21 protein-coding genes are annotated in these 25,048 nt (G+C 42.0%); 6 read left to right on the top strand and 15 right to left on the bottom strand.

The window, feature by feature from the left end; genetic code table 11:
- Window positions 1–102: 102 nt before the first annotated feature.
- The 4 genes from DWW91_RS19340 to DWW91_RS19325 all read left to right on the top strand — a co-directional run bounded on the left by DWW91_RS19340 (window position 103) and on the right by DWW91_RS19325 (window position 3,943).
- On the top strand, window positions 103–510 hold the full coding sequence (locus tag DWW91_RS19340) for a DUF1848 family protein (RefSeq protein ID WP_007657814.1): 408 nt from the start codon (window positions 103–105) through the stop codon (window positions 508–510).
- A 159-nt stretch (window positions 511–669) separates the two neighbouring features.
- A complete protein-coding gene (locus tag DWW91_RS19335) occupies window positions 670–1,200 on the top strand; it encodes a C40 family peptidase (RefSeq protein WP_046146598.1) in 531 nt (176 codons plus the stop codon).
- 79 nt (window positions 1,201–1,279) lie between these two features.
- Window positions 1,280–2,554 (top strand): serine--tRNA ligase, encoded by a 1,275-nt coding sequence (gene serS / locus DWW91_RS19330; protein WP_010800095.1) that lies wholly within the window; start codon window positions 1,280–1,282, stop codon window positions 2,552–2,554.
- A gap of 96 nt (window positions 2,555–2,650) precedes the next feature.
- Window positions 2,651–3,943, top strand: coding sequence for a DUF3472 domain-containing protein (locus tag DWW91_RS19325; RefSeq protein ID WP_122328668.1), 1,293 nt, complete (start codon window positions 2,651–2,653; stop codon window positions 3,941–3,943).
- 143 nt (window positions 3,944–4,086) lie between these two features.
- Here the strand turns inward: DWW91_RS19325 and DWW91_RS19320 are convergent, their stop codons facing one another.
- Entirely contained in the window at window positions 4,087–6,543 is a 2,457-nt protein-coding gene (locus DWW91_RS19320) for a CoA-disulfide reductase (protein WP_122328737.1), read from the bottom strand.
- A gap of 66 nt (window positions 6,544–6,609) precedes the next feature.
- Window positions 6,610–6,975 carry a MarR family winged helix-turn-helix transcriptional regulator gene (locus DWW91_RS19315; protein ID WP_122328667.1) on the bottom strand — a complete coding sequence of 122 codons (366 nt, stop codon included), beginning with the start codon at window positions 6,973–6,975 and terminating at the stop codon, window positions 6,610–6,612.
- A gap of 170 nt (window positions 6,976–7,145) precedes the next feature.
- Between DWW91_RS19315 and DWW91_RS19310 the strand changes: the two genes are divergently transcribed.
- Entirely contained in the window at window positions 7,146–7,472 is a 327-nt protein-coding gene (locus DWW91_RS19310; protein WP_007657820.1) for a cupin domain-containing protein, read from the top strand.
- 57 nt (window positions 7,473–7,529) lie between these two features.
- Here the strand turns inward: DWW91_RS19310 and DWW91_RS19305 are convergent, their stop codons facing one another.
- The 5 genes from DWW91_RS19305 to DWW91_RS19285 form a co-directional block, all read right to left on the bottom strand.
- Window positions 7,530–8,507, bottom strand: a complete 978-nt coding sequence (locus tag DWW91_RS19305) for a dihydroorotate dehydrogenase-like protein (RefSeq protein WP_007657821.1) — start codon at window positions 8,505–8,507, stop codon at window positions 7,530–7,532.
- A gap of 20 nt (window positions 8,508–8,527) precedes the next feature.
- Entirely contained in the window at window positions 8,528–9,196 is a 669-nt protein-coding gene (locus DWW91_RS19300; protein WP_007657822.1) for a YggS family pyridoxal phosphate-dependent enzyme, read from the bottom strand.
- A complete protein-coding gene (locus DWW91_RS19295) occupies window positions 9,193–9,702 on the bottom strand; it encodes a DUF4494 domain-containing protein (protein WP_044215177.1) in 510 nt (169 codons plus the stop codon). The genes DWW91_RS19300 and DWW91_RS19295 overlap by 4 nt, the downstream gene beginning before the upstream one ends.
- Window positions 9,703–9,986: 284 nt before the next feature.
- Complete coding sequence (gene ndk, locus DWW91_RS19290; protein WP_007657824.1) at window positions 9,987–10,448, bottom strand: nucleoside-diphosphate kinase; 462 nt, start codon at window positions 10,446–10,448, stop codon at window positions 9,987–9,989.
- Window positions 10,449–11,068: 620 nt separating this feature from the next.
- Window positions 11,069–11,671 carry a master DNA invertase Mpi family serine-type recombinase gene (locus tag DWW91_RS19285; protein WP_007657826.1) on the bottom strand — a complete coding sequence of 201 codons (603 nt, stop codon included), beginning with the start codon at window positions 11,669–11,671 and terminating at the stop codon, window positions 11,069–11,071.
- Window positions 11,672–11,949: 278 nt separating this feature from the next.
- Between DWW91_RS19285 and DWW91_RS19280 the strand changes: the two genes are divergently transcribed.
- The gene (locus DWW91_RS19280) at window positions 11,950–14,787 is read left to right on the top strand and encodes a bifunctional fucokinase/fucose-1-phosphate guanylyltransferase (protein WP_199722608.1); all 2,838 of its coding nucleotides are present in this window, start codon (window positions 11,950–11,952) and stop codon (window positions 14,785–14,787) included.
- Between the two features lie 25 nt (window positions 14,788–14,812).
- Here DWW91_RS19280 and DWW91_RS19275 read toward each other — a convergent pair whose 3' ends face one another.
- From DWW91_RS19275 to DWW91_RS19240, 8 genes are read right to left on the bottom strand one after another with little or no spacing between them, the layout of a single operon-like run.
- On the bottom strand, window positions 14,813–15,889 hold the full coding sequence (locus DWW91_RS19275) for a GNVR domain-containing protein (protein WP_122328665.1): 1,077 nt from the start codon (window positions 15,887–15,889) through the stop codon (window positions 14,813–14,815).
- A 15-nt stretch (window positions 15,890–15,904) separates the two neighbouring features.
- Window positions 15,905–18,295, bottom strand: a complete 2,391-nt coding sequence (locus DWW91_RS19270; RefSeq protein ID WP_122328664.1) for an SLBB domain-containing protein — start codon at window positions 18,293–18,295, stop codon at window positions 15,905–15,907.
- Window positions 18,292–19,452: a non-hydrolyzing UDP-N-acetylglucosamine 2-epimerase gene (wecB, locus tag DWW91_RS19265; protein WP_122328663.1), complete on the bottom strand. Its 1,161-nt coding sequence runs from the start codon at window positions 19,450–19,452 to the stop codon at window positions 18,292–18,294. The genes DWW91_RS19270 and wecB overlap by 4 nt, the downstream gene beginning before the upstream one ends.
- Window positions 19,449–20,660, bottom strand: coding sequence for a glycosyltransferase family 4 protein (locus tag DWW91_RS19260; protein ID WP_122328662.1), 1,212 nt, complete (start codon window positions 20,658–20,660; stop codon window positions 19,449–19,451). The genes wecB and DWW91_RS19260 overlap by 4 nt, the downstream gene beginning before the upstream one ends.
- A gap of 13 nt (window positions 20,661–20,673) precedes the next feature.
- A complete protein-coding gene (locus DWW91_RS19255; protein WP_122328661.1) occupies window positions 20,674–22,272 on the bottom strand; it encodes an alginate lyase family protein in 1,599 nt (532 codons plus the stop codon).
- Window positions 22,273–22,761, bottom strand: coding sequence for a serine O-acetyltransferase (locus DWW91_RS19250; protein WP_122328660.1), 489 nt, complete (start codon window positions 22,759–22,761; stop codon window positions 22,273–22,275). It abuts the gene before it with no gap.
- Window positions 22,739–23,899 carry a glycosyltransferase family 4 protein gene (locus tag DWW91_RS19245; protein ID WP_122328659.1) on the bottom strand — a complete coding sequence of 387 codons (1,161 nt, stop codon included), beginning with the start codon at window positions 23,897–23,899 and terminating at the stop codon, window positions 22,739–22,741. The genes DWW91_RS19250 and DWW91_RS19245 overlap by 23 nt, the downstream gene beginning before the upstream one ends.
- On the bottom strand, window positions 23,874–25,037 hold the full coding sequence (locus DWW91_RS19240; protein ID WP_122328658.1) for a glycosyltransferase: 1,164 nt from the start codon (window positions 25,035–25,037) through the stop codon (window positions 23,874–23,876). The genes DWW91_RS19245 and DWW91_RS19240 overlap by 26 nt, the downstream gene beginning before the upstream one ends.
- Window positions 25,038–25,048: the final 11 nt, after the last annotated feature.

Below are 25,048 nucleotides of genomic sequence, written 5' to 3'. Positions count from 1 at the left end.
TCATAGACTTAAGTATTTGAATACAAATACAATTGTATTTAGAAACAAAAACAGTTGTATTTGCAATTAAAAACAATTGTATTTTGAGAAGGAATAAGTCAGTTGATAGATACGTTTAAACGATTGGTTGACCGTCTGGATAGCGACCGGGTTATCTGGCGCTTTGACCCGATGGTGCTGACTGACCGGATTTCTAAAGATGATTTACTGGAAAAGGTTGAGCGTATCGGAAATCAGTTAAAAGGGTATACGAAGAAGCTGGTATTCAGTTTTGCTGATATTCTGGAATATAAGAAGGTAAAAGCGAATCTGGAAAAGAATCATATTAATTACCGGCTTTTTGAGAAGGATGATATGGAGTATCTGGCGAGAGGGTTGATGGGGTTGAACAAATATACCTGTCCGCATAAATGTGAGTATTGTTATGCAAACTCTTCAAAAATGATAGCGGAAGCTAATTATAACCAGCACAAACTGAATCCTTACTTTGAATCGATCGTTGGAATGTGATGGTGTTTTCTAAAAACTTTTCGAATGGTGTTGAAAAATATGTATATTTGCATTATAAGAATCAATCCTAATAAGTATGAGATGGGGTAGATGTTGTAAAGCAAGTAAAAGAAACGGTTCATCGTATTGCTCCAACTACAGAAAGAGAATAAATAAATCATGATATATAAAAATCCTATATTCAGCCTTTGGCTGTTTTTGTTTGTACTGGTCCTGACATCCTGCGGCAGTAAGAAACGTGTGGCGCTTCCGGCTGATTTTAAAGGGCCGAAGGAATTGTCACGTTTATATGGTGTGCGTATTACGCCGGATGATAATATCTTTCTTTATAATGAAGGGGCGAAATGGCTGGGGACACCTCACCGGATGGGAGGAAGTACCAAGCGGGGCGTGGATTGTTCCGGGTTTGTGGCGATTGTGTTTCGCGAGGTTTATGGAAAACAGTTGGCACGTTCGTCGGCGGATATGCTGAAATATAATTGTAAGAAGGTCAGTCGTGGCAAATTGCAGGAAGGCGATTTGGTGTTTTTTAAAACAGGAGGAGGCAAGAAAAAGACGCCTAACCATGTAGGAATTTATCTGAAGAACGGGAAGTTTATCCATACCAGTACTTCCAGGGGAGTAATGGTCAGTAGCCTGAGCGAACCCTATTATACCCGGAGCTGGATAACGGGAGGACGGGTGAAGTGAGATATTTTTGTAAACATCTGAGCGGAAGTTGCTTTTTTATGTATCTTTGCATTTCAAAATAAATAAACATAGAGCAAGTATGTTGACGCTTAAAATGATTACGGAAGAAACAGACCGCGTGATTCGTGGTCTGGAGAAGAAACACTTTAAGGGTGCAAAAGAAAGCATCGCTAAGGTGATTGAACTGAACGATAAAAGACGTAGTACACAGAATCAATTAGATACAAACCTGGCAGAGGTTAACTCGCTGTCGAAAACAATCGGTGGCCTGATGAAAGAAGGCAAAAAAGAAGAAGCCGAAGCTGCTAAAAAGCGTGTTGCCGAAATCAAGGAACTGAGCAAGGGCATTCAGGCAGAAATGGACCAGGCTGCGGAAGAGATGCAGAACCTGCTTTATACAATTCCGAATGTGCCTTACGATGAAGTGCCCGAAGGCGTTGCTGCTGAGGACAATGTGGTAGAAAAAATGGGTGGTATGGAAACAGAACTGCCGAAGGACGCACTGCCTCATTGGGAATTGGCTAAAAAATATGATTTGATTGACTTCGACCTGGGTGTGAAGATTACAGGTGCCGGTTTTCCGGTTTATAAAGGACAGGGCGCTCAGTTGCAGCGTGCTTTGATAAACTTCTTCCTGGATGAGGCACGCAAATCCGGTTATATGGAAATCATGCCGCCGACCGTGGTAAATGCCGCTTCCGGCTTCGGTACCGGTCAGCTTCCGGATAAGGAAGGACAGATGTACCATTGTGAAGTGGACGACCTTTATCTGATACCGACTGCCGAAGTGCCGGTAACCAATATCTACCGTGATGTGATTATCGATGAAAAACAGTTGCCTATCAAGAACTGTGCCTATACACAATGTTTCCGTCGCGAAGCCGGTTCTTATGGTAAAGATGTACGCGGTTTGAACCGTCTGCACGAGTTCTCTAAAGTGGAACTGGTTCGTATCGACAAACCGGAACATTCTAAGCAGTCTCATCAGGAAATGCTGGACCATGTGGAAGGCCTGCTCCAGAAGCTGGAACTTCCGTACCGTATCCTGCGTCTGTGTGGTGGCGACATGAGTTTCACTGCCGCTCTTTGCTTCGACTTCGAAGTATATTCGGAAGCTCAGAAACGTTGGTTGGAAGTAAGTTCCGTATCCAATTTCGATAATTATCAGGCTAACCGTCTGAAATGCCGTTATCGTGATGAGAACAAAAAGACACAACTGTGCCATACACTGAATGGCAGTGCTTTGGCTTTGCCGCGTATCGTTGCTGCATTGCTTGAAAACAATCAGACACCTGAAGGTATCCGCATTCCGAAAGCGTTGATTCCTTATACAGGTTTCGATATGATTAAATAATTACCTTAGTTTATCTACGGACAATAAATAGAAAAACGGGACAGAAAGTAGCGAGGTTTACTTCTGTCCCGTTTTTGCTTTAAATCTAAAATAAGAATGAATAAGATTAAACAAATTATCCTGTTCGGCATAGCTGTCCTGATGTGCAGCTGCCAGAGTAAGCAGATGGAACCTTCGGCTGAGGCGGTATCGGTTCCGTTAGGCGGAAACACTTATGTGACTGCCGGAAAAGAGAGTGCGAAGGTTTCGACCGATGGTATCAAATCGTGGACGGGGACGGATGCCGTCTTGTCGGCGTGGTTTAAAACCAGCCAGCCCGGTGATTTGAATCTTTTCCTGAAAGGGAAAGCGGCAGACGGACCGTCGACTGTAAAGGTAACTTTCGGTGGTAAAAGTTTTACCGTAAAAGTGACGGAAGCAGAGGAAACGGTTATTCCGGTAGGGAAGGTATCCGTTACGGAACCGGGGTATATCCGTGTGGATTTGCAGGGAGAAGAGAAAGAAGGCGCTCAGTTTGCCAATATCTCCGAACTGCTGATAGACGGGCCGGCTGCGCAGGAACCTCTTTATTTTGTGCGTAACTTTGAACCTTACTGGGGAATGCGCGGACCTTCCGTACATATGAAATATACATTACCGGAAGAATCGATCGAATATTTCTACAATGAAATAACGGTTCCGGAGGGAGAAGATAAGATTGGCAGTTATTTTATGACGAATGGTTTCGGTGAAGGTTATTGCGGTATCCAGGCGAATAGCGATGCGGAACGCCGTGTCTTGTTTTCCGTATGGAGCCCGTTTGAAACGGACGACCCGAAAGCGATACCGGAAGACCACCGCATCAAGCTGCTGGCGCAGGGAAAAGATGTACATATCGGAGAGTTCGGTAACGAAGGGTCGGGGGGACAGAGTTATCTGAAATATCCCTGGAAAGCCGGACAAACTTATCGTGTCATTACCCGTGTTCATCCGGACGGTAAAGGGAATACGGCCTATTATGCCTGGTTCTTTGCTCCTGAAGAAGGCGAGTGGCGATTGATAGCCGGTTTTCTGCGGCCGCAGACAAACGCATGGTACACCGGAGCACATTCTTTCCTTGAAAACTTTATGCCCGGGCAAGGTTATCTGGAACGTAGTGTCCATTTTGGAAACCAATGGGCCCGTACGGCTAAAGGAGAGTGGAAAGAACTTACCGAAGGCATGTTCACTTATGATGCCACCGCCCGTGCCGGTGTCCGTCAGGATTATGCCGGTGGGGTGGAAGATAATATGTTCTTCCTCCGTAACGGCGGTTTCTTCAATGATAATACAGAGTTCAAATCTGTTTTTACACGTCAGCCGAATGGAACAGCTCCGGATGTCGACGTAACGACATTGCCCCTGAAATAGAGGTCTTTATTTGTCAAGAAAAAAGCATAGGACTTTTGAAATCAAAATAAGGGACTTTTGTAAGCAAAGCATATATGTTTTAAACGCAAAACATATATGCTTTTTTTATGGGATATATACCCTTTGGAAAATAACCGAAATGTTTAGATGAACAGGTTTACATTTGCATCTTCCGCCCGTTCAAGATAAGTGGCTACTCCGCCAAGTGTGACATTGTCCATCAGTTCCTCCTTTTTGACACCCATCACATCCATACTCATGGTGCAGGCTATCATTTCGACACCATTCTCAGCGGCTTGAGCGATGAGGCTTTCCAGGCTGTCGATATGCTTTTTCTTCATGATGAGGCGCATCATCCAACTTCCGGCACCACCCATGTTCATTTTCGATAGTTTCAGTTTACCGCTGTGGGCGGGAAGCATCCAACCGAACATTTTGCCGAATATATCTTTTGAAACAGACGGTTTCTGCCGTTTCTTGATGACATTCAGTCCCCAGAAAGTGAAGAACATGGTTACTTTCTTGCCGGTCGAGGCGGCTCCGTTGGCAATAACGAAGGAGGCAAGGGCCTTATCCAGGTCGTCACTGAATACAATCAACGTCTTGTTGTCCGTACCGTTCACCATCTTACAGGAACTTTTAGGTTCGCCTTTTTCGATTGTGGCATGGATGACTCCCGATTTATTCTCAACTCCGACCAGCTGTGCTCCGGTCATATTGCACCAGGCGGCTACATCTTTCCCGAATCCCTGGTCGGTGGCGGTTATCAGAAGACGGTCACCTGTATTTATCTCAGCATAATGTTTTTTCAGCTGCATGACTGGACCGGGGCATTGAAGACCGCAGGCATCAATCCGGATAGTCTGTTGTGAGGGAGAAGAAGATGCGGCGGCGGTAGACGTTTTTGGTGTCATTGCTGTTTGGGAATTGCCTTCTGTTTGTTTGGAAGCTATTCCGGCTGTCGCTACACTCCATGTTTTGAATCCTCCCGACAGGTTCTTTACATTTTTATAACCATGCTGAACCAAAATGCGGTAAGCCAGATATCCGCGTAATCCGATGGCACAAGTCACTACGATTGGTCTGTCGGTTGGCAGTTCCGGCAGGCGGTTGCGCAGTTCGTCGACCGGGATATTGATAGCTCCCGGTATGGAACCCAGGTTATATTCGTCGGCAGTGCGTACATCGACCAACAGGGTATTGCTGCCCAGCTGTGTTATGTCGCGCCAGTTAATGGTTTCGACCTTTTTGGTAAGGATATTTTCTGCAACATAACCAGCCATGTTGACGGGGTCTTTGGCTGACGAATAAGGAGGTGCGTAGGCCTGTTCCAGTTCGGTCAGGTCGTAGACTGTTCCTTTGCGTTGTATTACCTGGGCAAGCATTTCGATTCGTTTGTCTACTCCGTCGAATCCGACAATCTGGGCACCGTATAACTGTCCGTTGTCCGGTGAGAATACTATTTTTATAGACATCGGAACGGCTCCCGGATAATAACCGGCGTGCGAAGCCGAGTGGGTGTATGATGACTGATAGGGGATGCCTTCCCGTTTCAGTAACTTGGCATTGGCACCGGCGGCAGCGACCGTAATATCAAACACTTTGGCAATAGAAGTGCCTATCGTACCTTTATAAGTTTCGCGATTGCCGAATACGATATTATCGGCTACGATACGTCCCTGTTTGTTCGCCGGACCAGCCAGCGGGATTAAAGCCGGTTTGCCTGTTACCGGATTGAGCACTTCGACAGCATCTCCCAGGGCATAAATGTCCGGGTCGGAGGTCTGCATATAATCGTTTACGGCAATCCCTCCCAGGGTTCCGATGGCCAGTCCGGCTTCTTTGCCCAGCTTTGTTTCAGGGCGTACACCGATACTGAGGATAACCAGGTCTGTCGGAATCTGTTTGCCGCTCTTCAGGTGGACGATGATACCTCCGTCCGTCTCTTCAAAACGTAATACGCCGTCTTCCAGACGCAGGTCTACCTTTTTTTCAATCAGTTGCTGATGTACGATAGCGGCCATTGAATAATCGAGCGGAGCCATTACCTGGTTAGCCATCTCGACAACGGCGATGTCAAGACCCTGGTCGTGCAGGTTTTCGGCCATTTCGAGTCCGATGAATCCGCCGCCTACAACTACTGCATGGCGGGGATGCTCCCGGTCTATATACTTTTTGATCGTATCGGTATCGGGTACGTTGCGTAGGGTGAATATCTTTTTGCTGTCGATACCTTCGATGCCGGGACGCAAAGGTTCGGCTCCCGGAGAGAGCACCAGTTTGTCATAGCTTTCGGTATAAGACTGTCCGGTGCGGAGATTCTTCACTTCTACGTTTTTTTCTTTGGGATGGATAACGGTAACTTCCTGCTCGGTCCGTATATCAATATTGAAACGGGCGGTAAAACCTTCGGCGGTTTGTACGAACAGTTTATCACGCTCTGCAATGACGCCACCGATATAATAAGGTAGCCCGCAATTGGCGTATGATACATATTTGCCCCGTTCAAACAGGATAATGTCTGCATTTTCGTCCATTCTTCTCAGACGTGCGGCGGCTGTTGCTCCGCCGGCTACTCCTCCGATTACTAAATATTTCATCTTACTTTCTTTATTATTGTTATTATACATATTTTCTAATGGAAAATAAATAAGTAAAAAAAGGGATTATCCCTTTTCCATACATTGTTGCAGTTTTCCGAACAGGCCGTCGAAACGTAATTCGGCATTCATCATTTTCTGTACTTTTTCTTTTCCTTTCGGGGTAAGAGAAAAGAACATCTGCCGTTTATCTTCCTTACTCATCGTACGGTCGATAAAGCCTTTGTTCTCAACGGAAGTGATTACTTTGGATACACGTGAGTTCGATAATCCGATATATTCACAGATGGTGCCTGCTGATTTGGGCTGATTGTCTTTCAGGCAGCAAAGTAGCATTGCTTCGTTGATTGTAATTTCATGAACGTCTGAAAAAGTCTTTTCAAACTGATATAATGTTTTGTATATGTCTTTGATTACGCAGATTGCTTCCATGTCGTATTCTTTATTAATGATGCAAAGATAGATAATATTTTTAATATTGATATTGTTTAGTGGAAAATATTTTATCCGGCTTGTTGAAGGGTAGTTGAGAACAAATGTTTTTCATCTGTTGTTTTAAGAAAAACAGAATGGATTATTATAAACCAGTAAATAGAAAAGATATGGAAAAATTATTTCAAAAAGGAGTTGTAGTCGATTTAAGCAATTTGGTTGATTATTCAGCGGGTGGGGTTGTCAGCAAACAAATCGTGAAAAGTGCAGCAGGTAACATTACTCTGTTTTCTTTTGATAAAGGGGAAGGACTGAGTGAACATACCGCACCTTTTGATGCTCTGGTACAAATACTGGAAGGTGAAATGGAAATCGTTGTCGATGGAAATCATTCCCGGATGAAAGCAGGGGAGTCGTTGGTGCTTCCTGCCAATGTACCGCATGCTTTAACAGCGGTGCAACGTTTTAAAATGCTTCTGACAATGATTAAGGAATAAATAAAAAAGAGACAAGGCTGGAACCCTGTCTCTTTTCTGTTTTATCAGATTTGTTTCTTAGTCTCTGTTTGAGAAGTATTTCATGAACTGTGAACGTTCATACATGGCCGGATCGGGGATATTGGCATAATTCAGTTTACCCTGGAATTGTGCCAGATTCTGATAATGTGTCTGGTGCATCCATTCTTCAATACAAGTAAGTACCTGTGATATGATTTCGCCGCCATGAGTATATAATGCGCTGCACATCTGTACGGCAGAAGCTCCTGCCAACAGGCATTTGATAACGTCTTCCCAATCGTGGATACCGGTTGACGAAGCGATGCTTATTCCGGGAACCTTACCTGAAATGATTGCCGTCCAGCGGATTGTGTCGCTCAGGTCGGAATGGTTGCTGAATACGTTGCCCGATACTATCTGCATATTGTTGATGTCGATGTCCGGCTGGTAAAAGCGGTTGAACATCACTACGCCATCTGCCCCGTTAACCTTTAATGTATTAACCAGTGCCGGAATGTTTCCGACGTTCTTCCCGATTTTCATGATAACGGGTATTGAAACCGTTTCCTTTACTTTCCGGATGATGTTGACGTAAAGGTCACGAATCTCGTCGGGATTGTATTCCAGACTAGTTTCAAGAAAATAGACATTCAGTTCCAGTGCGTCGGCTCCTGCCAGCTCTATCTGGCGGGCAAAATCGATCCACACATCAGACTTGTAACAGTTGATGCTGGCAATGATAGGAATAGTACACTGTTCTTTTGTCTTTTTTATCAGTTCCAGATAGTTGTTTACCTGGTTTGCTTTTACATAACCGCGGATATAATCGGCAGCTTCCGGATAGTCTGAATCCTGCATAAGCGAATCGCTCTGCATTTCAATTTGTTCTTCAAAAAGAGATTTGAGAACAATCGCTCCGGCACCTGCCTTTTCGAATTCCTTGTTTCGCTCAGGGTTGTTTGTCAGACCTGAACTTCCTACAATTAACGGATTACGAAGTGTTAGTCCCGCATATTGGGTTTTAATGTCAATCATGTCAGATTCAATTTAATGTGTTAGTACTCGCGTTCGCCGAAAATACTGGTTCCAACCCGTATCATGGTGCTACCCTGGCGAATGGCAACCGGATAATCGTGGCTCATTCCCATAGATAGTACTGCAAAATTATCATTTCCTATGAAATATATAGCTTTTAATTCGCTGAAAAGTTCATGTAAGATGTGAAATTCCTGTTCGATGAGCGCAATGTCATCGGTATAGGTTGCCATTCCCATCAATCCGCATATCTGAATATTGCCTAGTTCGGCAAGTTGTTCGTTTTGCAGAAGCTCACGGCACTCGTCAGGACTTAGTCCGTGTTTGGTCTCTTCCTGAGCAACATGTATCTCCAGCAATACACGGATTATACGGTTGTTTTTTGCGGCTTGTTTATTTACTTCCTGTAATAATTTCAGCGAGTCGATGCTATGGATTGTATGGATAAATGGCGCAATATCTTTTACTTTATTGCTTTGCAGCGGACCGATAAAATGCCATTCGATATCACCCGGTAGTACTTTTTGTTTAGCCGTCAGCTCCTGTGCCCTGCTTTCGCCAAAGACACGCTGGCCAGCATTGTAGGCCTCCATCAATGCTTCTGCCGGATGAAACTTGGACACGGCTACCAATGTGACGTTTGCCGGTAGCGATGCCTTTAACTGTACTATGTTCTGGGAGATACTCATGCTTCCTGTGCTTTGTCCTCAGCCTGTTTTTTCTGTTCGGCAATCAGTTCTTCTCCTGATTTGGGCGTTTTGTCATCATTGACGGAGAAAGGGAATACGTCCATCAGCATGGTTTCTGTAACTGAAGCGATTGTGTAATCGGCCATGGTGCCTTTCATGCCTTCTTCCAGTACGGCGATGGCTTCTTTCAGTGTGCAAGCCTGTGCAAGCATCTGTGCAGCCGTTTTCTTTTCAGCGCCGCTTTTTTCATCGAGTGTGATGAAATATACTTTAATTTTGTAGAAACGGTCGCCGTTTTCGTTGAAGAACAATTCTGAAAGACGGGCACGTTTGATGTCAGTAACAGTAAATTCGCCGGATATGAACGGGCGTATTTCTTCGATGATACGGGCTTCCGCTTCTGTGAAAGAGAGGGCGTCGACCAGATAAGGTTCTGTTACTTTCTTTTGCATTCCGTTCTCCAATACTTTTTCAAAGGAGACTTTACATTCAAACCAACTGTGCATATTGTTTTCTTTTAATTTTTTGTCTGTACTCGTGTTTAAAATACAGTACAAATATAGGTCCAATTCGGGAATAATACAACTGCAAGTAATTTCTTTATTTTTTCGGAACATTTCATGGAATGGGCTTGTTTATATAATGTAGTGTGTTTTTCATGGTATTAGATTTTTAGATTAGTAATGAGGTTGTTCATCCGGTTCGGGAGGATAGGATGATATCGTAGAAATAAAAAAGCCGGAAAAGAGTCTATGATTTCTCTTTTCCGGCTTTTTGTTTACTTTATCTCTCAGAATTCATCGTTTGCATAAAGACTGAGCAGGTTTTTTGTCTCATAACTAAATAATTCATCCTCATTGAAAAATCTTTTCAATTCGATTGCGGCTGTTTCCGGTGAATCGGAGGCATGTACGATATTTTCCTGTACACTCATGCTGTAGTCTCCGCGGATGGTTCCCGGAGCGGCATTTCTTCCATTGGTTGATCCGGCCAGCGTACGCACTACATTTACCGCATCGACTCCTTTCCAGCAACAAACAATCACAGGGCATACAGCCATTGCGTCTTTAACCCTTTGGAAAAAAGACCTTTCTTTCAGGTGAGCGTAATGTTCGCTTAAAATCTCATCCGTCAACCAGGTCATTTTCATGCCTTCCAGTATCAATCCCTTTTTTTCAAAACGGGCAATTATTTCACCAATCAGACCTCGCTGGATGGTGCATGGTTTTAATATTACAAGTGTTCTTTCCATACTCTTTTCTTTTTATAAGGTTCAACGAATATTTCTACTAGCGCAATTTATCCCAAAGATAGTATATTTATTCACAATTAGTTAAATTATAGTATAATAATGTGTAAAAGTGAGATGAAAAAATGAAGTTTTCTCAATACACAAGTAATTATTTACTAAAGTAGAATCCCAGAGTTCTTGTTCTTTCTATTCCTTGCTGCGCCTAATAGAATAACTTCTTAGCTTTTAACTTAAATACTTATATCCATATCACTTTATTCCTTGAATTTTTTCTCTTGGTGTAATTTTTACAATCTCTTTTTTTATTCTCAAAAAAATGTCTGTCTTGTCCGAAGACGGCCTGTTATTTGCTTCTGATATGTGAATCATTAAAAATTAATTTTTTGTTGATCGATAATTGTATCTAATGTTTTCATAATGAGAGTGTAATGGTGGATAAAATATTCCTTCAGAACACAAACAGTATTAATATTAGATGTTTCAATACACATTTTTCTTATGTATTTAGAACAAACAACTATAAATAAACAATTTAGCTTAGATTTTATTCACCTGGATTGCATTGTTTAACAATTGGGACACATGTTCTTCGGGCGACAAAAAACTTAATATTTCTATAATCAGTCTAACTCCGGGTTCATCCTCATGAAATCTCTTAAAGTTTGTCTGTTTACTCCTAACTTTTTACTGATGTACAATCTGGTTTTCTTTTCTTCCAGAAGTTTACGAATGAGATTTTCTTTACCGGACAGTTTGTACTGTTCCGACTTTCCCCCCTTGGGACGACCTAGTTTTGTCCCTTCTTTTTTCTTTCGTGCCAACGCTTCTTTTGTACGTTGAGAAATCAGGTTACGTTCTATCTCGGCACTCAGGCTGAAAGCAAAGGCCAGGATTTTGCTGTTGATGTTGTTTCCCAACTCATAGCGTTCTTTTACTGTTATCACGAAAATGTCTCTCTCCATGCATTGATGGAGGAAGCTCATAACCTGCATCAGGTTACGACCTAAACGGGATAACTCAGTTGTAATCAAGATGTCTCCTTTACGGATTTGCTTGATTAACCGTCCTAGTTGCCGTTCTGCAACATCTGTTGTTCCACTGATTGTTTCTTCTACCCAGCGATCAATACGCATGCTTTTGGCTTTTGCGAACTTTTCAATTTCAAATCGCTGATTTTCAGTACTCTGCTTATCCGTACTGACTCTTACATAACCGTATATCATACAATTGAATATTAAATGAATAACTAAAGATACGTTAGAAAACTAAATGATAGGGGGTGATTAGTAAAAACCAACGTTTTTTATCGTCAACTGGATATGTAAGTTGCTTTTCACTACAAATATGAATATAATAATTTAAACCAATGGCATATTGAATGGTAAAATTAAATTAAAATTTAACTTACGTGTGATCATAATGGAAGGAAAAACTACTTTTGTGATAAAGATAGAATAACTAGGCAGGAATGATTTCATCGTTTCCTGATACATATATAAATATGAAGAAATTATTATCGTTACCGCCCAATTTGGTGAATAGTTTCCACAAGATAGCGAAAGTAAATGTGGATGAATGGTTTTGTACTTCCGACCCGGTAGGGGCACGGCTTGGTTCCGGTGGTGGTACAACCTGGTTGATCGAAGCATGCCGGCAAAATGAAGCACCTCAAATACCTGTAAAGGAATGGCTGGCAAAAGAAAAAAGAATTTTGTTGCATGCCGGAGGTCAAAGCCGGCGGTTACCTGGATATGCCCCGTCGGGAAAGATTTTGACTCCGATACCTGTTTTCAGATGGGCGAGAGGGCAAAAGTTATCACAAAATCTGCTATCCCTGCAACTTCCTTTATATGAGGAGATCATGCATAAAGCGCCGGATTCACTCCATACCCTGATTGCCAGTGGTGATGTGTATATAAGAAACAGTGAGCCGTTACAGGATATTCCGGAGGTGGATGTTGTTTGTTACGGATTGTGGGTCGATCCTGCCTTGGCGACCAACCATGGTGTGTTTGTGTCGGACCGGCAGACGCCCGATAAACTGGACTTTATGCTTCAGAAGCCTTCTTTGGATGATTTGGGGAAGTTGGCACAGACACATCTTTTCCTGATGGATATAGGGGTTTGGTTACTTAGCGACCGGGCAATGGAGTTGCTGATGAAACATTCTTATACAGCCGACGGGAAGACTATGAAATCTTACGATTTGTATTCTGAATTTGGACTGGCATTGGGAGAACATCCCCGTATTGCCGATACTGAACTGAATCAGTTAAGTGTGGCTATTTTACCATTGGAAGGAGGAGAGTTTTACCATTATGGCACGAGTCGTGAACTGATCTCTTCCACACTAGCCGTTCAGAATCTGGTACGTGACCAGCGGGCAATTATGCACCGGAAGGTTAAACCTCACCCGGCCATGTTCGTGCAGAATGCAGCTATCGATTTGACGCTGACAGCCGAGAACTCTGAGCTATGGATTGAAAACAGTTATATAGGAAAGAATTGGAAACTGGATAACCGCCATATAATAACCGGTGTCCCGGCAAATAACTGGGAATTGGATCTGCCCTCCGGTGTTTGTATCGATGTCGTTCCGGTCGGTGAGCAAGACTGGGCTGCACGTCCTTATGGTTTTAATGATCCGTTTAAAGGGGCATCTGACAATGAGAAAACGCTTTTCATGGGATGTCCTGTCATTCAATGGGTAAAGGATAGGGGAGTAACATTCGAACCTTTTGATGATTTACAGAATGCCCCGTTGTTCCCCGTTTGTAAAAATGTGGACGAATTAGGACTGGTAATACGCTGGATGGTTTCCGAACCCGGACTGGAAAATGGCCGTAAGATATGGGAAACTTCCCGGAAAATGTCGGCGAATGAATTATCTGATTATGCGAATCTGGATCGGTTGTTTGCCCAACGTGAAAAGTTCCGTTATGCCAACTGGCCGATGCTGGCCGCTAATCACGAGAAAAGTGTCTTCTATCAGTTGGACCTTGCTGATGCTGCACGTGAATTTGCCGGTGGAAATCTGGCTTTACCTGAGGTGCTTTCCTCTGAAGTTCCTTTAATGAAACGGATACATAACCGGATGTTCCGGGCTCGTGTATTGCAACTGGAAGGGAAACCTTATGAAGAGGAACAACAGGATGCTTTTTCATTGTTGAGAGAAGGACTGATCGGGTCTGTTTCCCGTGAAAAGCAATCTCCTTTCCTGAATGTCTATCGCGATCAGATTGTTTGGGGACGTAGTCCGGTACGTATCGACCTGGCTGGCGGATGGACTGACACACCTCCTTACTGTATGTATGCCGGGGGAAACGTGGTTAATGTAGCTATCGAACTGAATGGCCAGCCACCGTTGCAAGTATATGTCAAGCCATCGAAAGAATATAAAATTATTTTACGTTCCATAGACCTGGGGGCTATGGAGGTTGTTTCAACCTGGGATGAATTGCATGATTATAAAAAGATCGGTTCTCCTTTCTCTATACCGAAAGCTGCGTTGGCACTTGCCGGGTTTGTCCCGGAATTTTCAGCAGAGCATTATCCTTCGCTGGAAGATCAGTTGAGGAGTTTCGGTTGCGGGTTGGAGGTAACTTTACTGGCGGCTATTCCTGCCGGTTCCGGACTTGGTACCAGTTCTATCCTGGCAGCAACGGTTCTGGGTGCAATCTCTGATTTTTGCGGTCTGGCCTGGGATAAAAGTAAGATAGGGTACCGTACATTGATCTTGGAACAATTGCTGACAACCGGCGGAGGCTGGCAGGATCAGTATGGCGGAGTATTGCACGGTCTGAAACTTTTACAAACAGGAGAGGGATTCAACCAGAATCCTTCCGTGCGCTGGTTGCCGGAATATTTGTTTACAGACTCGCAATATCAGGGCTGTCATTTACTTTATTATACCGGTATAACCCGTACGGCAAAAAATATCCTGGCTGAGATCGTGCAGGGGATGTTCCTAAACAGTGCTACTCATCTCCGCCTACTCTCAGAAATGAAAACACATGCCCTGGATATGTTTGAAGCCATCCAATGCGGTAATTTTGAAACCTACGGCAAACTTATCGCAAAGACCTGGGAACAAAAGAAAGCACTCGATTCCGGAACAAATCCTCCGGCAGTAGAGGCACTTATCACCCAGATTAAAGAGTATGCCTTGGGATATAAATTACCCGGAGCAGGTGGAGGCGGTTATCTGTATATCGTCGCTAAAGATCCGGATGCGGCCTTACAAATACGCAGGCAGCTGACTGCTTCGCCGCATAATCCGAATGCCCGTTTCGTTGAGATGAGCCTTTCCGATAAGGGGTTGCAGATCAGCCGGTCGTAACTCCGACTACAAGAATATGTACTGATCAGAATATTTGCCTGTCTCTGATCAGTACATATCCGCTTATTGCTATCAGGTCAAGAAAAATACAACCGATAAGGATCAGTACTTTTTTAGGTGTTGAAGCTTTCAGGGGGACGGAAGCAGGTTCTATAATGGTATAGACAGGTGTTTGTTCCTGTACCCGCAATTTATCCTGTTCCTGTTTTTGCGCTAATGTGTTATAGACATTGAATGTCAGTGTCATCTCATTTTTCAACCGTTCTAACTCTGTCCGGTAACTGGCTGAAACGATATTTTTATTACCGTCTTCAAATGCGGCATACGTTTGTTGGGCTTTATAGTAGGCATCCTGAGCCTCTTTTAGTACTTTCTCTGTAAATTCCAGATCTTTTTTTGCTTTTTGTGTCCGGTAGTTGGTGATATATTTTTTCAATTTTTCCACTACATTATCCGTTACTCGTGCTGAGATAACCGGATCCTGCATCCGGACGGAAACGGTTACTACCTGCGTTTTCTTATCTACAAAGATCGATATCCGTTCCTGTAATTTCTTTATGATATCTTTTTGCTCTTTGGTAAGAAAAAAAGGATCTATCTTGTCAGGCTGGTGATCTTCATCTCCCAGCATTTCGACGAGATAGGAGATACCTTTCAGCGGGGCTTGTATGATCAGATTCCACCATGCCTCTTTCTGATGTCCTTTCAGATAATTGAACAGAGACATTTTCAACGTTTTCTTCTTATTCGTTACTTCCTGAGGGAAAAGTTCCAGAAGAAACGGAGTACTGTGAACAATATCCGGATAAACTTCGGGTGAAATAGCATCCTGGCTGTTTCCGCTGTTTATATCTATTCCAGCCATGGCTGCCAGTCCTCCGAGATTCCCCATCTTACTTGCCGTATTGTTTGTTTCGGGCATCAGTTTGACGGTTGTGGTGTATTCTTTCGGGATACTGAATGCAATGACAAGTCCTATAATCACCGCTATTCCGCTACTTTTCAGAAATAGTTTTCTTTTTGACCATAAGAACTGTATAACGGCTATAATATCTATATCTAATTCTGTCTTATCAGTCTTTTTTTCACTCTTGTTTATCATCCTTTACTACAAAGTTTATTTGAGAGAATTTATCAATGAAGTCAACATGGCAGCGATAGAAGTCGTGGAACTTGTGATGCTGAGTATTTCAGCCAGGTTCGCCCTTCTGTCACGTTGGCTTTTACTTGGAACGACTATTTCACAACCCGGCTCGATCTTTGGATAACGTTTAAAGAAAATACCAACTTTACGGGTGGTCGCTACTTTTCCGTTCATATAAATTACAATCGGATATTTGCGGGAAGTATCGTTATATCCTCCGGCCTGTGACAGGCAATCGCGGACGGACATTCCTTTGGTATATGTGATACTGTTCGGATAGGTAACGGCCCCGCTGATTTTCACTGTACTCTGTAACTGAGGTATATAAATGATATCCCCGTCACGGAGAACCAGGTCATAGGTACTTTTCGGGTGGGCAAGTGCCTGTTGTAAATCTATTCCGACAGAATAGTTCTTTATATTGGTAAGCGACAGGGCGATAGAATCCTTACTCTGCTTGTTGTTATTACTTAGTTGCAACAATGTTTCCACCTGGCGGATTTCATCTTCCGTCAACTGGCGTTTTAAACTAGCTCCTCTCACATAAGCATCCGGAGTTACTCCTCCCGATTGAGCGATAATATCACTCAGGCGTGTGTTTTTATAAGGTAAAGCATAGTCACCGGCAAAAGTGACTTCCCCATTTACTTTTACGACTTCCTGTTTTTCATATCCTGGAGAGAAACGGACAAAAACTTCGTCGAACGGTTCAAGAGTAAAAAGTGTATCAGCATGGGCCCCGGATGATTTGGATGGCAGTTGCAGTTCATCGCTCAATGCAACAGTATATACTTTGGAAACCAGGTTCGTACTTTTATCAGCCGTAGGATCCTTGATCCGGCGGGCTACTTCAACATTGATTGTCGAGGCGGATTCCTGTAGTCCTCCGGCAAGAATGATGGCATCTTCCACCGTCATATTTTTGCTGAAAGGAATAACTGTATCCGGGTTATTGACTGCTCCGCCGACTTTGACGGTATAAGGTTCCCGGAGTTCAAATAAAGAAGGTATATATAATTTGTCTTCTTTCTGTAATTCCATGTCCGGGATTTCCCCGTTCATTATACCTTGTATATCTATGGCAATAACCGTACTGGTGAAGTCGGGATTCAGACGGGTAAGATGCGCCCTGCCTATAAATTCATCTCCTTTTAGCCCAGCCGCCTGTTTGATCAATTGTTTGACGGTATGAACTTTCGGGCTTAATTCATATTCTCCGGGACGCCATACAGAACCGGTAATCGTGATCCGGTTGTCATAAAAGGGGATTACGGAGTCTACTAACAGGGAGTCGCCGTCCTGAAGGACAAATGTAGGAAATTCTTCAGCGGTTACGGTAGCAATCTGATAACGGGAACCAGATTTCCGTTTGATTGTCACGTCTTCTGTAAAAGCGTCTCCGGTGAATCCCCCTGCCATTTTCAGCAGCTCTTCCAATGTCTCTCCTTTACGGAGTTCGAATGTACGGTTACGTTTTATTTTCCCGTGTGTGTTAACCAGTTGCTCATAAGGTTCGATAATAATCATATCATTGTCTTCCAGCCGGATATTGGTATCATATTTTCCGTTAAGCAGATAATCGTATACATCCAGATTGGCTATTTCCTTATTATCACGATATACCCGGATATTGCGGAGGGAACCGATGTCGTTCACCCCACCTGCTGCGTATAAAGCATTGAACAAGGAGGCTAGCGAAGATAAGGTGTAGGTACCCGGTGCAACCGCTTCTCCTACAATATTTACTTTGATACTCCGGATTTTCCCTAGTCCGACCGAGACAAATGTATTCGGCTCTTTTCCGTCTACCAGGTTCCACATGATTTTTCCCAACTCTTGCTTGATCCGGTTTTCAGCTTCTTCGATTGTCAGCCCGCTTAAAGCGACTGGCCCTACATTGGGGATGATGATTGTTCCTTCGGGTGATAAAGTCAGCTTCAGGTTTAACTCCGAATCCCCCCATACATCAATAAGTACTTCATCACCGGCTGACAATGGATAATTTCTGGGAGTAGGCATATTCATATTCGGTTCAAAAGACAGGTTCTTATTGGAAAATATCTCACGTCCGAAGACCTGGTTTTTTAGACTGTCTTCAGAGGTGTTATCTTTCCGTTGTATGTCGATAGGAGGGATCTCATTTGTTATCATGATCCGGTCGGTTACCGGTTGTTCGCTGGCCGGGATTACTGATTGTTTCGTCCCGCTGCTGTTTATACGTTTGGTAATTTCCTGCTGTATCTGTTCTTCTGTCATGCCGGCAGCCTTGGCCTTATCAAGTAACTCCTGCGGAACCTGGGCTATTGCCAGGATAGAGTACAATGAGCAAAAGAAACAAAGAATGCATTTGTTTAAAGTCTTCATAGAATCTCTTTTATTTTAGTAACAATTCGTTGGCAAGCCAAACCGTCTCCATAAGGATTCACGGCTTTACTCATTTGGTCGTAATATTTTTTATCCTCAATTAATCGGGATGTTTCATCGAGTATCCTGATAAAATCTGTTCCTACCAATTTTACAGTTCCGGCGTCTAACGCTTCCGGACGTTCAGTGGTATCGCGCATTACCAGGACCGGTTTTCCCAGTCCGGGTGCTTCTTCCTGAATACCGCCGCTATCTGTCAATACAATAGCAGACTGTTCCATCAGGTAGACGAATGGCAGATATTCCAATGGTTCGATGAAGAATAGATTTGGCAGACGGATATCTCCAAACACACTCTTTATCGGTTTCCTGACGTTCGGATTAAGGTGCATCGGATAGACAAAGTCTATCTCCGGGTATTTGATTGCTAATGTTTTGAGCGCTTTACACATAGAAATAAAACCGTTACCGAAGTTTTCCCGGCGATGACCTGTTATTAAAACCAATTTCCGGTTACTTTGTTCTGACAGGCGGGAGGTTTTATAACCGGACTTTTCCAGTTCACTGGCAAGTAGTTGCTTCAGTTCATCCTTGTTTTTTATTTCTGAGACTACGTGATACAAGGCATCTATGACAGTGTTACCTGTTACTGTAATCTGCTTCTCATCTATTCCTTCCTCCAATAGATTTTTTTTGCTTAAGGCTGTCGGAGCGAAGTGATAAGATGCTATTCTACCCGTCAGTTGCCGGTTCATTTCTTCCGGCCAGGGACTGTATATATTGTGTGTCCGTAATCCGGCTTCTATATGTCCGACCGGTATCTGCTGGTAAAAGGCAGCCAGTGCTGCCGCTGTCGACGTGGTTGTGTCGCCGTGTACCAGCACCAGATCGGGACGGAATTCTTTCAGCACATCTCTCATTCCGGTAAGTACGCGGGCTGTAACGTCATACAGGTCCTGTCCCTGCTTCATAATATTCAAGTCATAATCAGGATGTATGTCAAAGATGCGAAGGACCTGGTCCAACATCTCCCGGTGTTGTCCGGTAACACAAACGACTGTTTGGAACAGATGAGGATGTTTCTGAAATTCTTTGATTAACGGAGCCATTTTTATTGCTTCGGGACGTGTGCCGAAGACTAGCATAATCTTTTTCATTTTGTTTCTTTTATTATATTCAGCATTTGTCCGGCGAGTACTTTTCTGTCAAAATCGTGTGCAAGTTTTCTGCATCCGGCTTTACATTGTTTATATAGGATAGGATCGGAGAGGAGTCTGTCGAGTTGACGCTCGAAGTCTTCTTTTGATTCGGGTTCGAAGCATAATCCGGCTTTGTACGACTCGACTATCTGACGTGCCTCTCCGTCCACTCCCATCAGGATCGGTATTTCCATGCCTGCATTTTCAAAGATTTTTGAAGGAATGACAGTCGTGAATAAATTTGATTTACGCAAATTGATCAATGCAACATCAAGGATGGAAATGTATCTTTTTACATCCTGCTTGGATACCGGATCGAGCATCGTAACATTTTTGATTCCTAAGTCATCCTTTAGTTTCAGCAGTTTATTCTTCTCGGCTCCGGCTCCCAGGAACAGGAAGTGATAGTTGTTTTTCCCCTCCATCCCAGCCGCACATTCAAGGATAAAATCCAGTTTGTGAGCCATTCCGTGAGTGCCGATATAACCGATGATTTTTTTATCTTTTAAATTCAGCTGTTCAAGTAATACTTGATCTTTAGACATGGGAGTGAACAATTCCCTGTTTACCCCGTTTTTTATAACTTCTATCTTTTGGAGAGGTATTCCTTTTTCGCTTAACCTCTTTTTGAATGAGTCCGTTACAACGACGATTTTTTGGGCAGAGCGGTAACATCTTTTTTCCTCCCATTCCAGAAAGCGGATTATAGGATTTTCTTTCATGGCACCGACTGTTTTGATGGATTCGGGCCATAGATCGCGGACTTCCATGATCCAGGGTTTTCTTTTCCAGAAAGAAAGGGTACGTCCCGACAAGGCTGTGAAAAATTGGGGAGAGGTGGCAATGATTATATCAGCCTGTTGAAATAACCCGGCAAAGAAAGAAGTAACGGAGAAACTGATATAGTCGAGTGTCCGTTTCAGAAAACCTTCGTTTGCCGTGATGTAACTCCATATCCGTATTACACTGATACCATCCATTATTTCTTTTTGATAGAGGCGGTTACGGTATCCTGTATATACTTTTCCCTGAGGAAAATTAGGAGTACAGGTGATGACGGTGACTTCTTCCCCTTGTTTTACCCATTCTTTACAATGTTCGTAAGTCCGGGTAGCCGGCGCATTCACTTCCGGCGGAAAATTATCAGTTAAAAATAAGATTTTCATTAGTGATAAATGTTTATTGGATGTTATGCCTGATTGTATATTGCATTTGGTTGGTAAAAGCCAGGCATATTTTTTTTGTCGGAATCAGTTTATTATATTCAAAGGCGATCTCGCAGGATTCAATCCATACTTTGTCCGCCCCGGAGAAGGAGATGGTTCCACGGTCTGTCTTTACTGAATCCGTATTGACCGATAGAATCGTGACATCGGGATGTAGATGTATATAGTTGATCCCTTTTGCTCCTTTGGCGGGTATAAGCTGGTCTTCAATCGTAATCTCCCGGTTTTTCATATTAAATCGTCGTTGGTGTTCGACACCCAGTTGCCTGAATCCGTTATGGCGGGCAGTGATACTGTTACGCTCTTCTTTCAGGTAAGTGATTTTAGCCCGTTGGGCAACCCGGAAACCTCCCCAGACATTGCTGGAGCTTTGACCTGCAACCCGAACCGTATTATGCGCCTGTGTCTCACGTTCATATTGTCGCCGTACATTTTTCTCGTAGGTCGAGATACCAGAGTCGATGATGAAAGGTTTCCCATCAATCCGTAATTCATAGTTGAAAGTGTCGGCATGAGCATGTCCGGGAATGTAGTCCGGACCGATATTACCGACATCCAGTACCATTTCAAATCCGGAAGATTCAAATTTTCGATAACCGGATTCCTTCAAATTTTCTTTTGACCAGGTTAATCCCAGTCGTTTAGCATACAGAAACAAATCCCTGGCTATTGGAGCTACACCATAGGTGCTGTCATTGAATAAAGGCATGGAACCATCAGTATAGATGATAGCTTCTAGCCATCCGAGCATTTTTATAGCTTTTGATTCCATATATTTTACAATGTATTTCTGTTGATCGAACCGCATATTATATTTAGCGGCATTGATGCAATCAAGTAAACGGTCCAGCAATATTTCATGGTACATCGGAGCTAGTTCATAATGTGCACCATCAGGAAGTATTTGTTCTTCCAATTCACTATATAATAATTGTGTGGCCTGTTCATAAAAAAAGTTGTCTTTAAAATAAAGTGCGGCCCACAACAAAGAAAATGCATCTTCTAATAAATGGTTGCCTAATAAGTGATATTCAAGGTTATCAGATAAAATTCTATATTGGTTATATAACGATGTATTCCAATTTTTTGTGTTTTCGGGAGGAATTAATAGATAATATTTGGAAAAAAACTTTATCCAGTTTACACCACGCAGGGCTATAGGATACGGTTCTAATCCATTCTTGTTAGATTTTAAATCAATTATAAATTTATTGATCCAATAAAATTTCTTCTGTAAAGATAAATTGTCTTGAAGAAGAAAATCCATATAATTCAAATTGTATGACCATAATTTTCCATGTCGTTCGTCATCCCAAATTGTAAATTCAGAGGTTTTGTTTAAAAAGTGAAAAGAATTTATCCCTTCTGCACTAATATATTTATGTATGAAATCTATAATATGTAAAGGAAATCCTTCTTTAGTATGATCAAAAGAATATCGAAATCGGAATGTTTTCCATACCAATCGTTTACCTCTGTACCAAAGCTGAAAGAATAGTTGTTTGAACTTTAGAAAACGTATTGTATTATAGTATAATATAAGATGTCTCATTTAATGATTCTTCAAAACTGTTTTTTTACATGAATCTGTTTTGGTGTCTAATTCATAATATTTTTTGATACGGTTACTTTGAATAATCTTCATCGGGTTACCTACAACTGTCGTATTATCAGGTATGCTTTTATTGACTAATGTATTGGAACCAATAATGACATTATTTCCAATGGTTATCTCTCCAAAAATAACAGAGCCTGTACCTACATAAACATCATTACCTATGACAGGTACTTTTTTATCACCAAAATTTCTCCCTATTGTTACATTCTGGGCAATTAAAACATTATCTCCGATTATAGCGTCTTTATGAATAACAACGCCTAGCCCGCCATATCCAAGCTTGAAATTACGGCCAATCTTTGCGGAAGAAGGTAGCCATACAGCAAACAAAAACCGATTTAAGTAAGATACCAGCTTAGCTAATCTGAACCATGATTTTCTATGCAGTAAATTTCCGATCCTATATAATCTTATTACTATCATACTTTAATAATTTCATTACACCTTCTCGATATATATTATAATCCTCCTTATTCAATATGGCATCAACGACCATAGAGAATCTGAAAGCAGCGGTAGAAGCAGACCAAAGATTGTTAACTAATGCGTTGGACTCTTTTTTTAACTTAGCCAATAGTATAGGATCACCTGTTAGGGATGATATACATTCTTTTAGTGCCTGTAGATTCCCTGACGGAAAAATCATCGCATTTATGCCATGAGACAACATGCTTTTGACGGCGCCAATCTTGTTGCTTCCTACTATTGCACATGATTCTGCCATTGCTTCATTGATGACGGCCCCCCATCCTTCATGTCCGTTACTCGGTAGTACATATATATCAGCCTGCTGCATCAAATATCGAACTTCGGTAACCGGAAGGAAATCATATAGCGTATAATTTGAAGGGAGGGCATGTTTATGTAAATATTTTATTAAACATTTAGAAGCAGGACCATTGCCAACGAGGGTTAAATGAATGTTGTTATTTTTCTTTTGCAGATCACAGAATGCTTTGATTAATAAATCGACCCTTTTCAATTTTAGCATCCTTCCGCACCATAATAGGTTAATTTTCTCTTTTGGAAGTAAATGGTTACCTCTAACTGTTTGATTGATAGATGTAAAATATCCGAAACTGAAAATGCGATTCTTACAAATACCCAGATAATTAAAATCATATGCGGCATACTCTCCTTGTGCCAAATAGAAGAAATTCGGATAAGTAGATAATTTTCTAAATTGGTATACAAGATTGAGAATTTTAGGATGCAGTAAACGAAATTTCCCAATCCCTTCCTTAAACCATCGTTCTGAAAAATAGAATGTCAGTTTACCGCTTTGTAAACGTTTCTCCATTAACCGATAATAATCTCTTATACTGCATAGGACTATATCCGCTTCGTAAAAAAGGTTTGAAAATTCAGTAAAATTAGAAGGCTGTATGTGATAAAGCCAATTTTCTTGCTGGTAACTGTCAAATCCCATTTTTATTCGATTTTCTTCATGAATCAAAGGAGTCGCATAAATAACATTATCCTGACCATAGATATTTCTCAATGCATCATAAAAGGGTAATTTGTGATGATTTATATTAGGATTTATATATAGTACTTTCATTATTCAATTCTTCATTTAATATTACTTTAAGCCTTTCCAATCCACTTGGGAATGAAAAATATTTCTCATAGTCTGTTTTGATACAGAGAGGATTAAACTGATTGTTTAATAAATAATCCAATTTTTCCATAAAGTCTTCTACGGAATGATATTGTTTAAAATAGTCTTTGTTATGAAAAAGATCGTAACCCTTTGCTGAAGTAGGATGAGTCAGTATGGCTTTGCCGTTTCTTAATCCATCCATGACTCGTAGTTTAAGTCCGCTACCCAACCGTGCCGGAGCTATATAGACGGATGATTTTTTTATAACTGCATCCATATTTTCCGGATTAGCTATCAGTTCTATATTAGAGCGTTTACATTTTTCTATTAGTTTTTTTCCGGGGTTTCTGCCGGCTATTATAATATTGATATCCGGATATTTACTGATAATCGGTGTATAAAGTTCTTTCAGAAAGTGGGTTATACCGTCTTCTGTCTGATAGTCGTGCAAACTCCCGGTTATGGCTAATGTGCAATTGTCCGGTTGCAAAAGGATATTTTCTGTCCTTCTTTCTTTATTCTCGAAGCATCCGAGGTATTTCACCCGGATATTTTCAGGCAAATCATATATATCTTTGAACTCCTGAATGTCATTATTACTGATAGATAGGTTCAAATCGCTGTTTAATAAAGCCTTTTTTTCATTTTTGTTTATATAGCCGGCATACAATCCGCCAAAAGATTCAATAGTCTTGTTATCTTTGTGGTACCGGCGTTCTACATTATGGTGAATAGTTATCACTTTTAACTTTTTACTTTTGAAAAAATCTACCATGTCTCCTGCCAGTACACCTCCATTTAAGACAACTGTATCGAACCTATCTTCATTTATGTTTTGCCAATAATCATAGATAAAAGGAATAAAACGATGTAGCCTGCCAGTAAATGGGAACAATAACTTTTCCTTGAAAGGACGTTTGGGGACATATACAATATCGGCCGATTGTTTATAATTATCAGGTACGATACAGTTATCGGCGATCATTAATGTGAAATGTTCCGATAGTTCCATAAAGGCATCAATGTAGGCTCTTGAAGCGAAAGGACCTCCTCCATTGATAAAAGGATTGACTCTTGAAATATATAATACTTTCATTAGATGTTATT

The sequence above is a fragment of the Parabacteroides sp. AF17-3 genome (assembly GCF_003635445.1).
GTDB classification, from domain to species: Bacteria; Bacteroidota; Bacteroidia; order Bacteroidales; family Tannerellaceae; genus Parabacteroides; species Parabacteroides goldsteinii.
This window is presented reverse-complemented; position numbering and strand designations above follow the sequence as displayed.